We start from the raw sequence: 14701 nt of genomic DNA on the forward strand, positions 1-14701 counted from the left end.
AAGGAAGGCTTTATGACAAATAACTTCATAAAACAAACATCCGCCAAGCTATTGTTGGTCGATGATGAACGCGCCTTCTGTGAACTGTGCGCCTTATGGTTAGAGCAGGCCGGTTATCAAGTCGTGAGCTGTGGCGATGGACAACAAGCCGAGCTGGAATTTCTCAAGGCGGAGGCTTCCGGCGACGGCTTTGATCTGGTGATTCACGACCTGGCGTTGCCGCCGACCTTCAAACCGGAAGACGGGCTTGCTTACCTGAAACGCTATCACAACACCCCAGTGGTGGTATTAACCGGTCATGATGAACGAACGTTGGCGTTGAAGGCCATTGAGCTAGGCGCTGAAGACTTCATTGCCAAACCGGTAGACCCGGACTTTCTCAAAATCATTGTTCAGCGGACGGTGGAAAAGCATCGCCTGATGAAGCAGGTCCAGGATCTGGAAGCCGAGCTAAAGAGTAATCAAGGGCCGAATGACGAACTGGGACTGGTGGGCGTGAGCCAGGGTACTCATGCCATTCGTGAACTGATTACCCGGATTGCGCCGACGCAAGTGCCGGTATTTATTCAGGGGCCGAGTGGAACGGGCAAAGAGATCATTGCCAACGCCATTCATGGGCTCAGTGGTCGTTCTGACCAAGCGTTTATCTCTGTGCATTGCGGGGCGATTCCGGCCGAGTTGTTGGAAAGCGAACTCTTTGGCTATAAGAAAGGAGCTTTTACTGGCGCCGATAAAGACCGCAAAGGTTTGCTGGCAATGGCGGACAAAGGCACCTTGTTCCTCGATGAAATCGGTGAAATGCCATTAGCCATGCAGGTCAAATTGCTGCGCGTCTTACAAGAAGGCAGTTTCTACCCGGTAGGCAGTCGTGATCTGGTGACCATCGATGTGCGTTTAGTCTCGGCGACCAATCGAGATTTACCTTTGGCGGTGCAACAAGGGGAGTTTCGTGATGACCTCTACTACCGAATCAAAGGGTTGACGATTACTACCCAGCGACTGGATGAACGTCGGGAAGATATTCCACCATTACTGCGTGCTTTTCTTGATCGTTATAACGAGCAGCACAACACGCAGTTAACCCTCTCTCCGGAAGTCTTGCACTGGTTCAATCATACCGACTGGCCGGGCAATGTTCGGGAACTTAAAAATACCCTGGAAAGTGCCGCCGCCATTTCACTCGGCCAACAAATCACCTTACAGGAACTTGCCTTAATTCGCAGCGATCTGATGCAAGAAGAGGCGCTAAATCCAGGCTCTTCTTTTAGTTCGTCTAATGGCGATGCGTTTGCACAAAACGCCGACCTCAGCAAACCGCTGGAAGAACAAGTTAGTGCGTTGGAAATACAATTGATTCAGGCGGCCATGGCTGCCAATGACAACAACAAAACCCGAAGTGCCCAGCAGTTAGGCATTACCCGCCAAGGCTTGATTAATAAGATAAATCGGTATGGGCTGGGGCTTTGAGTTTCAGCTTAATATATGAATATTAGGTAACGGCATACGTTGTTTTTACCAGTTGATTGAGCAATACCTCTGAGCGTTTTAGCTTCAGTTCAATGGCTTGTGGCAGCTGATCAAACAGCGGGATGCCTTGCCCTAACAGCACAGGCACCGTGGTAATCGTAAGTTCATCGATTAAGCCAGCAGCTAAGAAACTTTGGATCAGCTTTCCTCCGTCGATGTACAAATTCTGAAACCCTTGCTGATGTAAGTGCTTGACCAGTGTGTCAGGTGAGCCAGACATAAAAGTGATCTTGCCTGATAACTCTGTGGGAACCTTTGTTAATTGGTTGCTGATCACGAATACAGGTTTATCGTAAGGCCATTCGCCAAAGGATCGTACTTTCTCATAGGTGTTTCTGCCCATCACTAAGGCATCTATCGAGTTCATAAAGGCACTGAATCCCAAATCGTTGTCATCAGGGTTATTAATTTTTTCCAGCCAATCCAGTTCCCCTTGTGGACCTGCTATGAAGCCGTCCAGGCTTTGAGCTATGTATACGCAGTTCATCGTGATTTACCTTTGATATGAGTGTTAGAAGAGTAGGGCATTACGTTCGTTGAGCACGTCATTTATGTATCTTTAATTTCATGTAGTTTAAATTATGCTGTATATTAATACAGTGTAATTTGTCTGTGAACAGCTACCGAGGTGAATCATGAATGTAGTACGGGTTAGTCGGGAGGAAGTATCGAAGTTGAGCTTCTTTACGTCTTGGGTGGCGGCAGGTTTCCCAAGTCCGGCGGATGATTATGCTGAACGTAGTTTGAGTATCGATGAGCTGCTAATAAAGCACCCTTCGGCAACTTACCTGGTTCGGGCGCATGGGGATTCAATGATTCGAAGTGGTATTTTTGATCAAGATATTTTGGTTGTGGATCGTTCTCTCGAAGCTCGTGACGGGGATATCGTAATTGCCGCCTGCAATGGTGAACTGACGTGTAAATATCTGGATCTGGCGGCGCGCTGTTTGGTCGCAGCGAATCCGAAATTCCCTTCGATTCCTATTTGTGATGAACAAGACCTGTTGATAGAAGGGGTTGTGACTTCATCCATTCGGCTGCATCGCGCATGTATGCGTTAGTAGATTGTAATAGTTTCTTTGCCAGCTGCGAGCAAGTATTTCGGCCTGATTTGAGAGGTCAGCCGGTGGTGGTGCTGAGTAATAACGATGGCTGTATTGTTGCTCGATCAAAAGAAGCAAAGCAGCTTGGTATCCCTGACTTACAGCCATACTTTAAAATCTCAGATCAGTTGCGACAGGCGGGGGTCCATGTTTTTTCCAGTAATTACGAGTTGTATGGTGACTTATCGACTCGCGTCATGGATACCCTGAAAGCCTTTTCACCCAACATTGAAGTGTATTCCATTGATGAGTCCTTTTTGGATATGTCAGGTCATGCGCTTAAAACATTACCTGAGTTGGGCCGTGCAATGCGAGATACCATCTACAGGCATGTACGTTTACCGGTTGGCGTTGGCATGGGGGCGACCAAAACCCTGGCTAAGCTGGCTAATCATATCGCTAAGAAATCCAACAAATGCCATTACGTCTGTGTGATCGATCGGTTGGAGCAGTGGCACAAAGTCTTTGCCAAAATTCCGGTTCATCACGTGTGGGGCATCGGCTCTCGTTTATCAGGGCGCTTGGCGGATCAGCGTATTTATTCTGTTTTGGATCTGATTCAACAGGATCCAGAGCGAATGAAGAAACACTACAGCGTTAATGTATCGAGAACCATTACAGAACTTCAGGGCATACCTTGTTATGGTCTGGATGAAACCCCGGAACCGAAGAAGCAGATTATCTCCACACGATCTTTTGGGGTTAAGGTGTTTAATTGTTTGGCGTTGGAGCAATCGGTCAGTCAATATGCCAGCCGAGCTTGTGAGAAACTTCGTAAAGAACAGCAACGCGTAAAAACCATGATGGTATTTGCGTCTTCCTCCCGGTTTGATGCCAATTACTACACTCGCTCGGTGATCGTACCTCTTTCAATGCCTACAAATGACAGTCGGGTGATTTGTTCACTGGCTCGAAAAGCGGTTCGAGAATGCATTTACAAGTCAGGCGTTCCCTTCGCGCGAGCGGGTGTTGGGCTCATTGAACTCTATGCTGAAAGTCCTGAACAGTTGGATGCGTTTACCGCGCGACAAGACGAGCGATCACAAGAGCTTATGAAGTTGGTAGATCACATTAATCAAACCTGTGGTCGGGTGTTTATTGCCAGCCAAGGCATTGATCCTTATTGGAAAATGCAACGAAATCTCAAATCTCCTGCATACACAACACGCTGGCCGGATCTGCCAATAGTGAAGGTTTGATCTTAATACAAAAGAACAGACGCCAATTACTAATAAGATCTACTTACGTCACAACGGAATTTGGCAGATGGTGTATAGTTTTTGCTCAAATAATAAAACACCTAAGATAAGGACATCCTCATGAAAACGCTATGTCATGGTTTAGCGCTCGTTTCTTTAATGCTGATTACCTGTTTTGCCAGGGCGGATTACGCCGAGGTGAACGGCATCAATATGTACTATGAAGTGCATGGTGAAGGTACACCCTTAGTATTGTTGCACGGTGGTTACGTGGACTCGGACATGTGGACGATTGAAACCCATATTTTGTCTCAGTCCTATCAGGTAATTGAGATCGACAGTCGGGGTCACGGACGCTCTACGGACGGTGATGGGCCTATTACCTATGAATTAATGGCTGCGGATACGTTGGCCTTATTGGATCAGCTGAATGTTTCCAATGCACATTTTGCAGGGTGGAGTGACGGTGCGGTTATTGCGGCTCAGATCGCTGCGTATCATCCTGAACGAGTGAATAAGCTGGTGCTGATCGGCGCTGCGTTTGGTGGTGATACTTATGTGCCGGCGTTCTCAACGGTCTTGGGCAGTGAGCTTTTGTTCAAAGCCTTTGCCGATACGACCTTTGGTATTAAATACAAGCTGGTGAACCCGCAACCTGAACATTGGCCGGTGTTCAGAGACAAACTTTATACCCTTTGGAATACCGAATGTTATCTGCCGGTTGATCCCGAATTTTGTTTGGAGCCGTTAGGAAGCATTGCTGCTCAGACACTGGTTCTGGTTGGTAAGAATGAGATCATTCGTTTTGATCATACCGAAGCGATTGTGGATGCCATTCCTGATGCAGAGTTAGAGGTTGTGTATTTGGCGGGGCATTTTTTACCGGAAACGCGCCCTTTCACTACGGCCTATAAGATCAAAGACTTTATTGAATAGTCCTAAGCTCTTAATTCTTAGCTCTTAATTCTTAGCTCTTAGCCTTCGCAGACCTTGAGTCTTACTTGATGCCCAGATCTTTAAGGCGTTTGTAGAGGGTATTTCGGCTGATGCCCAGTGTCTTGGCGGTACGCGATATGTTGCCTTTGTTGGCTTGATAGACTTCCAGTGTATCCAACTCGGTGGTGTTTAACGCCGACTCGGGTTGAATGCGTGGGGAGTCTTCCTCAACGGATGAGTGTGCTTTTTGAACTGAGGGACGCTCTTGTCGTTTGATGTCTTCGAAAAAGTCATCAGGCAAGTGGTCGGGGCGAATGACTTCGTCGTCGGCCATTGCCAGGGCGATTTGTATCACGCTGGCTAATTGGCGAATGTTGCCTGGCCAAGGGTGTTTTTGGAAGAGTTCAAGAATCTCATCGGACAGTGCTTGAGCCTGGTCAGGTGCCCGGTGAATGCGGTGAAGTTCTTTGAATAAATCGATTTTATCTGTGCGCGCTCTCAGGGGCGGAAGTTCGAGGTTTAATCCACTTACCCGATAATAGAGGTCTTGTCGAAACAGCCCGGTTTCAACGTCGTTTTTCAAAGAACGGTTGGTGGCCGAGATGACTTTAATGTCCACCGGGTAAGACTCGGTCGATCCTAGAGGCGTTACTTTTCTTTCCTGCAACACCCGAAGTAATCGGGCCTGAGCCTTGAGCGGCATTTCACCAATTTCATCCAAAAAGAGTGTTCCCTTGTTGGCTTTACGAATGAAGCCTATACCGCCTTTGGCGTTGGCGCCGGTGAATGCGCCTTTCTCATAACCAAACAGTTCTGATTCAACCAGTTCACTGGGAATCGCCGCGCAATTAACGGCCACCAATGGGTGATGTTGTCGTGAGCTTTTCTCATGCAGTGCCTTAACGAACACTTCTTTGCCAACCCCGGTTTCACCGTGAATGAGAATCGGAATTTCTTTTTCGATAACTCGCTCAGCCTGACGAATACAACGAGCAACTTTTTCGTCTCCGTAGCCGATGCGATCGAGAGAAATATCGTCGTTGGACGATGGTTCTTTGATTGGGGTTGCCAGAGCCAGACGGGGTTGTACCGGGGCGTTGATCAGAGTGGATTGTTGGTTAGCGGAGGTTGGTAGCTGACGAAAATCTTTGACATGAATACCGGAAACCGCAGGACGTTTAATGATGCCCAGCATTTCGTATTTGTTGAGTGTCATTAATGGGATAGGTAGATTTTCCGGGTGGTTCTTGAGGTTCGTCAGCGAGCAATTAAAGAGGTTGGTGATTTTGGTTAATGCTATGTCGTGGCCGAGAATTAGCTCGGCGCGTCGATTGGCAGAGATCACTGTGCCGTGTTCATCAAAGACAATTAACCCCGACCAGGCGCTGTCGATGTTATCCAGGTTGGCGTTGAAGGTCAGGACAAAGTGATCTCGATGAAAGGCGCTCATAATTAACCGGTTTTCCACCGATTGAGACATTAACTTGACCAAGCCAAAGGTATGCGCGTGGGGCAAATAGGCGTCACTAGAGACATCCAGCACACCAATAATTTCTTTATTGGAATTCAGAATCGGAGCCGCAGAGCCGATCATAAAACGATTGGCTTTCAGGAAGTGTTCATCTTTGGCGACCTGTACCGCACTGCCGGTGGCTAATACGGTGCCAATGGCGTTGGTGCCATTGTAGCGTTCTGCCCAGCTCACGCCCTGAGTGAAAAACTCTTTCATATTACGATTGAGAAAGCGTTGATCGCCCCAGCTGTCCAACAATTGACCGCGATTATCAGTGAGTACAATCAGACATTGGGTGTTTGAGAGAATGTTCTCGTAATAGGGCAGCACTTCATCGTTGGTGGTACTGACCAGCGTTTGATGTTCTTCAACAACGGAGCTGAGTTCACCTTGATTGAGTTTTTGCAGAAAGGGCGTGGTGTGATGATCCAGCCCATACTTTCTACATCGATTCCAAGAGCTTTTAATTAACTCGTCTTGCTCCTGTGACTGTGAAAATCCTTGCATCCTTGCCCACTCTCGAAAATCACTGAAACGCTAAAACCTACGTCTAAGACTGTTCATATTAACTGTTCAAAACTGTTCAATGTCAACAGTTGAGGTGTTCAGTAATTACCACTGAAACTGTTCATATGAGCGTTCAATGATGTTTGTTGTTAAAAATAAAATGATATAAATCAATTGGTTATTTTGTTTTTGTGAATGATTTTAATTCGCTGGCATCCGAATTGCTCTTGTCTGAGCCACTGTAGAGTTTCTCTTATTTGTGAAGACGCGCATGTGTGTTGAGTCATGGTGTAAAAGTACGCGTTAGAAGACCTAAGAGTTCATAAAGACAAGAATAAGAAAGGACAGTTGAATGTCGCTGACTTTAGAAAATGTGAGCAGTGTTGTGGATGGGGAAACCCATATTCACCCGACCAATCTCACTTTGGAACCCGGTTCCTTTAATGTACTGCTGGGCAGAACACTGGCGGGGAAGACCTCGTTAATGCGCCTGATGGCGGGTCTGGATCGTCCGACGACGGGCAGGGTGTTGATGAACAGCGTGGATGTCACCGGTGTGCCGGTCCAGAAACGCAATATCTCGATGGTCTATCAGCAATTCATCAACTACCCGAATCTGACCGTGTGGGAAAACATTGCATCGCCATTGCGTTTAGCAAAAGTGAAGTCGGCTGAAATTACCCGTCGTGTAAAAGAAGTGGCTGAGTTGCTGCACATTGAAGCGTATCTCGAAAAGCATCCAATGGAATTATCCGGTGGTCAGCAACAGCGAACCGCAATGGCCAGAGCCTTGGTGAAGGACGCCAGCCTGGTGTTGTTTGATGAGCCTTTGGTCAATCTTGATTACAAGTTACGTGAAGAGTTACGACAGGAATTGCGTAGCCTGTTTAAAGCCAGAAACACCATTGCGGTATACGCCACCACGGAACCGAACGAAGCGTTGGCCCTGGGCGGAACAACGACCTTGTTGCACGAAGGGCATGTGATTCAAACCGGGCCTGCCTCTGATGTCTATCGTAATCCATCCAACGTGGATGCGGCGGAATTGTTCAGCGAGCCTCCGATTAATCTGGTGGACGGTAAAATTACTGAAAGTCAGGTGTTCATCAGCGATGCGGTTCATTTCCCGTTAGTTCAGGAGCTGCAGGATCTTCCGCCGGATAATTACAAGTTCGGCATTCGTCCAAATCATATCGGGCTGGTTCCGCAAAATGATGACGATCTTGAGTTAGCGGTGACCGTTGAGCTGTCTGAGATCAGTGGCTCCGAGTCCTTCCTTCATGTGCGTAATAAGCACTTTCCGTTAGTTATGCAGTTGTCTGGCGTCTACGAATTTCACACGGATACCGATGTGAATGTGTACCTGCCTGCACACCGTTTGTTTGTGTTTGATATGCAAGGGAACTTGATTAAAGCCCCTTCTCCTGTGGTAGGAGGTCTGAACCATGGCTGAGATTCATTTAAAGTCGCTGGCTCACAGTTACAGTAAAAACCCCAACCGACCAGAAGATTATGCCATCCGTGAGATGAACCACGTGTGGGAGCATGGAAAAGCCTATGCATTGCTCGGCCCGTCCGGCTGCGGCAAGAGCACCTTGCTGAATATTATTTCCGGCTTACTCTCACCTTCTGGTGGTGAGATTCGTTTCGACAACGTAGTGGTGAATGATATTCCGCCGGAAGACAGAAACATCGCGCAGGTGTTCCAGTTCCCGGTGGTCTATGACTCCATGACGGTGTTCGATAATTTAGCCTTTCCGTTACGCAATCAGAAGGTGCCTGAGCCAAAAGTCATCGCCAAGGTGAATGAAATTGCTGAGATTCTGGAGCTGCAAGATGTTCTGAAGAAGAAGGCGAAAAACCTGACGGCAGATGAAAAACAAAAAGTGTCGATGGGCCGAGGCCTGGTGCGCGATAACGTGTCGGCGATTCTGTTTGATGAACCGCTGACGGTGATTGACCCGCACTTGAAATGGAAGCTGCGTCGTAAGCTCAAACAGATCCATGAGCAATTCAACATCACTATGGTGTATGTGACACACGATCAGTTGGAAGCATCCACCTTTGCCGATCAAATTGCGGTGATGTACGACGGACAGATTGTCCAGTTCGGAACCCCGCGTGAGTTGTTCGAGCGTCCTAATCATACCTTTGTGGGCTATTTCATTGGTAGTCCGGGCATGAACATTACGGAAGTACGCCGAAGCCCTGAAGGTGTTTTCTTCGGTGGTGTGGATATGGCGCTTCCGTCTGGTTTGAACGACATCCTTCAAGCGTCCTCCTCTAATAACGTGAAGATCGGGATTCGTCCTGAGTTTGTACAAGTGTCGCATGAGCCAAGTGAAGGTTGCTATCAGTGTGAGGTCTTGTTCGAAGAAGATCTTGGCACCTATAAGGTGTTGGCATTGAAACTCGGCGATTGGGAAATCAAAGCCATTTTGGAGGAAAACACGGTCTCTCCAACCAAGACGGCGTACGTTACCTTCCCGGCACAATGGTTAAAGCTCTACATCGATGAGTATATGGTTGAGGAGGCAGAGTCATGAGAAAAGTAGAAAACAACCGCGCATGGTTCTTGGTGATTCCTGTTTTCTTGCTGGTGGCGTTCTCGGCCATTATTCCGTTAATGACGGTAGTGAACTACTCCGTACAGGACATCTTTGATCAGAACACAGCTTACTTTGTAGGTGCCGAGTGGTATCGGGAAATCCTAACGAATCCCCGTTTGCATGAATCGCTGCTGCGCCAGTTTATCTATTCATTTGCGGTGTTGGCGATTGAAATTCCGTTAGGCATTTGTATCGCGCTGATGATGCCCACTAAAGGCAAAATGGCCTCAGTGTGCTTGATTCTGGTAGCCATTCCTTTGTTAATCCCCTGGAACGTGGTGGGTACTATTTGGCAGATCTTTGGTCGGGCTGATATCGGTTTGTTTGGTTCTGCAATGACCAGTCTGGGGTTGGATTACAACTATGCCTCTGACCCTGCGGACGCCTGGGCAACCGTGTTGCTGATGGATGTTTGGCACTGGACGCCGCTGGTGGCATTGCTGTGTTATTCCGGCCTGCGTGCGATACCGGAAGCCTTCTATCAGGCTGCGCGCATTGATCGTGCCTCTAAATGGGCGGTCTTCCGTCATATTCAGTTGCCTAAGTTGAAGAACGTGTTGGTGATTGCCGTGCTGTTGCGCTTTATGGACAGCTTCATGATCTACACTGAGCCTTTCGTCTTAACCGGTGGTGGCCCAGGTAACTCGACCACCTTCCTCAGTCAGACCTTGACCAAAATGGCGATTGGCCAATTTGATTTGGGGCCTGCGGCAGCATTCTCATTGATCTATTTCTTGATCGTGTTACTCGTTTCCTGGTTGTTCTTCACCACAATCAGTCACATGGATAAGGACGACAAAGGAGGCCAACATGGAAATGACGCGTAAGAAAGCACTGGGTATCACGCTTTATATCCTATTTGTATTGGTGCCTATCTATTGGCTGTTGAACATGTCGTTCAAGAGTAATGAAGAAATCCTGGGGGGATTGTCGTTATGGCCGACGAATTTCACCCTGGAAAACTATGTGGTCATCTTTACTGACCCAACCTGGTATACCGGTTACTTCAACTCGATGATTTACGTGTCGATGAACGTGATCATTACCTTGTTGGTGGCGCTTCCGGCGGCCTATGCGTTCAGTCGTTATAAGTTTCTGGGCGACAAACAAATGTTCTTCTGGTTGCTGACCAACCGAATGGCACCACCGGCGGTGTTCTTGTTGCCTTTCTTCCAGCTGTATTCGTCGGTGGGCTTGTTCGATACCCATATAGCGGTGGCGCTGGCGCACTGCTTGTTTAACGTGCCTTTGGCGGTGTGGATTCTGGAAGGTTTTATGTCCGGTGTCCCGCGTGAGATCGACGAAACGGCCTACATCGATGGCTACAGCTTTCCGAGATTCTTTGTCCGTATCTTCCTGCCAATGATTCGTTCCGGAATCGGGGTAACGGCCTTCTTTGCCTTTATGTTCTCTTGGGTGGAGTTGTTATTGGCTCGTACATTGACGTCCGTTGAAGCCAAACCGATTGCAGCGATTATGACCCGAACTATCGGTGCTACGGGCATTGATTGGGGCGTGTTGGCTGCCGCCGGGGTGCTGACCATTATTCCAGGATTATTGGTGATTTGGTTTGTACGGAATCATGTGGCGAAAGGGTTCGCACTCGGACGAGTTTAAGGCATTCAGTCGGTATCCTGATGAAGGAAAGGTCGGCTGAGACAGGAGAGAATTTTATGATCAGTTGGATGGCATGGACACAGACCACGGCAATCTTCTTCAGTGTGATTGCCCTGATGTTGGTTTGTATGACCATTTACGAAATTAAGGTTCCGAGTACGGAACGCAAAGGTTTTCTACCCATCGAGACCTCGCGAGGGGATCGGTTATTTATCGGGCTCCTTAGTAGCGCATTTATCCACTTGGTGTTTTTGGGGGTAAGTGAAATCAGCTTATGGATTGCGCTCGCCATCTCGGTGGTATGGGTAGGAATAGTGCTTCGATGGGGGTAGAGGATGCGCTCATGAAGACATTTTTTCGTCTGAACCAAAGTAGTACGGACGCTTTACGCACCAGTTTCATCAAAGCTGGTCGACGCGAAACTAGAGATAGCTATAAGAGGCTAGACATGAAAATAAATACAAAAACATCAAAGGGAATCGCACTCAGTGCAGCCATTACGTTTTCTGCAATGGGTGGCTCTGCGTATGCCGACCAATACTCTGATGCGTCTAAAAAGTGGCTAGGTGAAGAATTCACTCAGTCCAGCATCAGCAAGGAAGAGCAAATGAAAGAACTGGCATGGTTCACGGAAGCGTCTAAGCCGTTTCGTGGCATGACCATCAACGTTGTTTCTGAAACCATCGCCACGCATGAATACGAGTCGAAAGTATTAGCGAAAGCGTTCGAAGAAATCACCGGCATTAAAGTGAATCATGACCTGATTCAGGAAGGGGATGTGGTCGAAAAACTGCAAACCCAGATGCAATCTGGTCGTAGCATTTATGACGCATACATCAATGACTCAGACCTGATCGGTACGCACTTCCGTTATGGAAAAGTGGTTCCTATTTCAGACATGATCAAGAACGAAGCGAAAGATTTAACCTTGCCGACTCTGGATCTGGACGATTTCATCGGCATCGATTTCACCACCGGCCCAGACGGTAAAATTTACCAGCTACCAGATCAACAGTTCGCAAACCTCTATTGGTTCCGTGCTGACTGGTTTGCGCGTGCGGATTTAAAAGCCCAGTTCAAAAACATTTACGGCTATGAGCTAGGCGTACCTAAGAACTGGTCTGCGTATGAAGACATTGCAGAATTCTTCTCTAAACACGTAAAAGAAATTGATGGTCAACCTGTCTATGGTCATATGGACTACGGCAAGAAAGACCCATCGCTGGGTTGGCGTTTCACCGATGCCTGGTTCTCTATGGCGGGTGCGGGTGATAAGAACTTGCCAAACGGTTTCCCTGTGGATGAGTGGGGCATTCGTGTAGAAGGCTGTCAGCCGGTTGGTTCCAGCGTAGAGCGTGGTGGTGCCACTAACGGCCCGGCCGCTGTTTATGCAACCACTAAATACGTTGACTGGCTACGTCAATATGCGCCGCCAGAAGCTCAAGGCATGACTTTCTCAGAAGCCGGTCCGGTTCCAGCGCAAGGTGGTATCGCGCAACAAATCTTCTGGTACACCGCCTTTACTTCCAGCATGACCAAAGAAGGCCTGCCGGTTGTAAATGAAGACGGAACACCAAAATGGCGTATGGCGCCATCACCAAAAGGGCCATACTGGGAAGAAGGCATGAAGTTGGGGTATCAGGACGCCGGTTCTTGGACGTTCCTAAACTCTACGCCTGAGAAAAACCGTTTGGCGGCTTGGTTGTATGCTCAGTTCACAGTGTCGAAATCGGTATCACTTAAGAAAACTTTGGTTGGTTTGACGCCGATTCGTGAGTCAGACATTAACTCTCAGGCGATGACAGATGCAGCACCAAAATTAGGTGGACTGGTTGAGTTCTATCGTAGCCCTGCGCGTAAGCAGTGGACTCCAACTGGCACTAACGTACCGGATTATCCAAAACTGGCTCAGCTATGGTGGCAGTACATTGCGGAAGCAGCGAGTGGTGAATCTACCCCGCAGGAAGCATTGGATGGCTTGGCAAATGCACAGGATAAAGTGTTGAAGCGTTTGGAGCGCTCAAAAGTGCAGGGCGATTGTGGTCCTAAACTAAATCCTAAGCGTGATGCTGAGTACTGGTTGTCGAAAGAAGGTGCGCCGAAAGCGAAGTTGGCAAACGAGAAGCCACAAGGTGAAACCGTTCCTTATGAGCAATTGCTAAAGAGCTGGCAAGTATCCAGCCTGGATTAATCCTCCGATAAATCAGAGCCCATAGTACTTATTTGGTACTCATTTAGTACTTGTTTACTTAGTGCTCATTGATTCGAAAACCCTCCTTTCTGAGATCCAGGTTGGAGGGTTTTTTTATGCAGACATGATTAGCTTGTCGAGGTTGTCAAAATATCTTGGTGAATGGCGTCTAACCATAAAGAGGTTGTACTGAAACCTGATAAAATATTATGTGAGTTAATGCTCATATTGTGTTCGGTGGAAATTCAGGAGAATACTATGAACCATCAAATAACGTCATGGATTACAGGGTCTGTATTGGCCGGCTGGGCTCTTTGTTCTGCTCCTCTCTATGCCTTGGAGCCTCTGTCAGAAGAAGAAATGAGTCTCACCACCGCTCAAAATGGTAAAGCACTGGAAGAAGAGCAAATCGAGCAAGTATTAGCGTCCAGTGTTTTATTGTCTGCTGTGAATACCATTAAAGAAGCCGTTCCGCTCGAAGCCGACATTGAACTAGAAGGCTTGGAACTGGATGGTCGAGAGGTGCTTATTCAAGGTGAAACGACAGAAGAAAGTGAAGTTGTGGTGGGCTTAAATGAATTACTGCAGGCAAGCCATATTACCATCGACACCATTGAATTTAATAACATTCGTATCACTGGTTCACCGGATACTTTTGGCAGTACTGCCGTACATGGCTTACAGGTGGATCAATCCGTTCAGATTCAGTTGAGATAGGATAATGTATCAGGGACAGTGATTAACTAACGCACCAAGTCCGGTACTTTACTCTTGAGAATCCTGATCAGCTCTTCATCCATGTAGTCATAGTCATCAGGAATCCCCAAGGAAATCACCACTTGCTTATTGAGAGCACGACCGAACTTGTTGGCTAACTTCTTTTTGTGGGCGTTTTCCATCACAAAGATGTAATCCGCCCATTCGATATCTTCCAGGCTTACCGGGACTTCTGCGTCATTACTTATGCCCGCAGACGTTACCTCCCAACCTTCTACATTGCAGAAAATAGCTTCGGCTGTCGGGCTACGGAGTTTGTTTTTACTGCAGAGAAATAAGATTTTCGTCATAAATCAATCCTTTGTTTATCACAGTAATAGAATACCTAACCTTCATAATCCGGCCCGATAAAACTCCATTCCAAGACGGGTACTTTAACGATCATCACGGATTCTTGATGAAATTTCTTAGAGTACAGAGCAGCCAATTCTTTTGCTTTGGGAACATCTTTGGATTCAACAATGACGGTGACGATTTTTGATCGCTCCGGTTTTCCTTTGTAATAACCCACTGAATCCACGACGTTAAAGCCGTCAAAGGTGTTAACGATTTCGTTGTCCTGAAACGACTGCCAATCGGCCAGTGACACGGCGCCACCAGAGGGCAGGGAAAGGCCAAAAAACATCCTTAATCGGACGATGTCATCTGCGTAGCTGGTGGTGCTGGCGCCCAGAATCAGTAGAGCTAGTAGTAGGTTGCGGAGAGGGCTTTTCATAATCTAA

Annotated in this window: 15 protein-coding genes; 11 read left to right on the forward strand and 4 right to left on the reverse strand. The window is 47.6% G+C overall.

Translation table 11 applies throughout. The features are described 5' to 3' along the window. Positions 1-12: 12 nt before the first annotated feature. Positions 13-1467 carry a sigma-54-dependent transcriptional regulator gene (locus QQL66_RS00300; RefSeq protein WP_284377396.1) on the forward strand — a complete coding sequence of 485 codons (1455 nt, stop codon included), beginning with the start codon at positions 13-15 and terminating at the stop codon, positions 1465-1467. Positions 1468-1489: 22 nt separating this feature from the next. On the opposite strand, the gene QQL66_RS00305 is transcribed toward QQL66_RS00300, so the two are convergent. Then, positions 1490-2014 carry a dihydrofolate reductase family protein gene (locus QQL66_RS00305; protein ID WP_284377398.1) on the reverse strand — a complete coding sequence of 175 codons (525 nt, stop codon included), beginning with the start codon at positions 2012-2014 and terminating at the stop codon, positions 1490-1492. A gap of 148 nt (positions 2015-2162) precedes the next feature. On the opposite strand from QQL66_RS00305, the gene QQL66_RS00310 reads away from it, so the two are divergent. From QQL66_RS00310 to QQL66_RS00320, 3 genes are all read left to right on the forward strand, one after another. Further along, complete coding sequence (locus QQL66_RS00310) at positions 2163-2588, forward strand: LexA family protein (protein WP_284377400.1); 426 nt, start codon at positions 2163-2165, stop codon at positions 2586-2588. Continuing rightward, positions 2576-3829 carry a Y-family DNA polymerase gene (locus QQL66_RS00315; protein ID WP_284377404.1) on the forward strand — a complete coding sequence of 418 codons (1254 nt, stop codon included), beginning with the start codon at positions 2576-2578 and terminating at the stop codon, positions 3827-3829. Before QQL66_RS00310 ends, QQL66_RS00315 begins: the two co-directional genes overlap by 13 nt. 120 nt (positions 3830-3949) lie before the next feature. Next, complete coding sequence (locus QQL66_RS00320; RefSeq protein ID WP_284377407.1) at positions 3950-4765, forward strand: alpha/beta fold hydrolase; 816 nt, start codon at positions 3950-3952, stop codon at positions 4763-4765. A gap of 61 nt (positions 4766-4826) precedes the next feature. Here QQL66_RS00320 and QQL66_RS00325 read toward each other — a convergent pair whose 3' ends face one another. Continuing rightward, positions 4827-6785: a sigma-54-dependent Fis family transcriptional regulator gene (locus QQL66_RS00325; RefSeq protein ID WP_284377410.1), complete on the reverse strand. Its 1959-nt coding sequence runs from the start codon at positions 6783-6785 to the stop codon at positions 4827-4829. A 352-nt stretch (positions 6786-7137) separates the two neighbouring features. On the opposite strand from QQL66_RS00325, the gene QQL66_RS00330 reads away from it, so the two are divergent. The 7 genes from QQL66_RS00330 (at position 7138) to QQL66_RS00360 (ending at position 13919) form a co-directional block, all read left to right on the forward strand. Then, the gene (locus QQL66_RS00330) at positions 7138-8238 is read left to right on the forward strand and encodes an ABC transporter ATP-binding protein (protein ID WP_284377413.1); all 1101 of its coding nucleotides are present in this window, start codon (positions 7138-7140) and stop codon (positions 8236-8238) included. Beyond that, complete coding sequence (locus tag QQL66_RS00335) at positions 8231-9331, forward strand: ABC transporter ATP-binding protein (protein WP_284377416.1); 1101 nt, start codon at positions 8231-8233, stop codon at positions 9329-9331. Before QQL66_RS00330 ends, QQL66_RS00335 begins: the two co-directional genes overlap by 8 nt. Further along, the gene (locus QQL66_RS00340) at positions 9328-10221 is read left to right on the forward strand and encodes a carbohydrate ABC transporter permease (protein ID WP_284377418.1); all 894 of its coding nucleotides are present in this window, start codon (positions 9328-9330) and stop codon (positions 10219-10221) included. Before QQL66_RS00335 ends, QQL66_RS00340 begins: the two co-directional genes overlap by 4 nt. Further along, positions 10205-11011, forward strand: a complete 807-nt coding sequence (locus QQL66_RS00345; RefSeq protein ID WP_284377420.1) for a carbohydrate ABC transporter permease — start codon at positions 10205-10207, stop codon at positions 11009-11011. The genes QQL66_RS00340 and QQL66_RS00345 overlap by 17 nt, the downstream gene beginning before the upstream one ends. A 59-nt stretch (positions 11012-11070) precedes the next feature. Beyond that, the gene (locus QQL66_RS00350; protein ID WP_284378042.1) at positions 11071-11343 is read left to right on the forward strand and encodes a DUF2160 domain-containing protein; all 273 of its coding nucleotides are present in this window, start codon (positions 11071-11073) and stop codon (positions 11341-11343) included. 116 nt (positions 11344-11459) lie between these two features. Continuing rightward, positions 11460-13202, forward strand: a complete 1743-nt coding sequence (locus QQL66_RS00355; protein ID WP_284377422.1) for an ABC transporter substrate-binding protein — start codon at positions 11460-11462, stop codon at positions 13200-13202. 258 nt (positions 13203-13460) lie between these two features. Then, the gene (locus tag QQL66_RS00360) at positions 13461-13919 is read left to right on the forward strand and encodes a hypothetical protein (protein WP_284377424.1); all 459 of its coding nucleotides are present in this window, start codon (positions 13461-13463) and stop codon (positions 13917-13919) included. A gap of 26 nt (positions 13920-13945) precedes the next feature. Here the strand turns inward: QQL66_RS00360 and QQL66_RS00365 are convergent, their stop codons facing one another. Together QQL66_RS00365 and QQL66_RS00370 are read right to left on the reverse strand one after the other, a co-directional pair. Further along, on the reverse strand, positions 13946-14269 hold the full coding sequence (locus QQL66_RS00365) for a low molecular weight protein tyrosine phosphatase family protein (protein ID WP_284377426.1): 324 nt from the start codon (positions 14267-14269) through the stop codon (positions 13946-13948). Between the two features lie 35 nt (positions 14270-14304). After that, positions 14305-14694 carry a DUF3574 domain-containing protein gene (locus tag QQL66_RS00370; RefSeq protein WP_284377429.1) on the reverse strand — a complete coding sequence of 130 codons (390 nt, stop codon included), beginning with the start codon at positions 14692-14694 and terminating at the stop codon, positions 14305-14307. Positions 14695-14701 lie beyond the last annotated feature (7 nt).

Source organism: Litoribrevibacter albus, from assembly GCF_030159995.1.
GTDB lineage: Bacteria > Pseudomonadota > Gammaproteobacteria > Pseudomonadales > Litoribrevibacteraceae > Litoribrevibacter > Litoribrevibacter albus.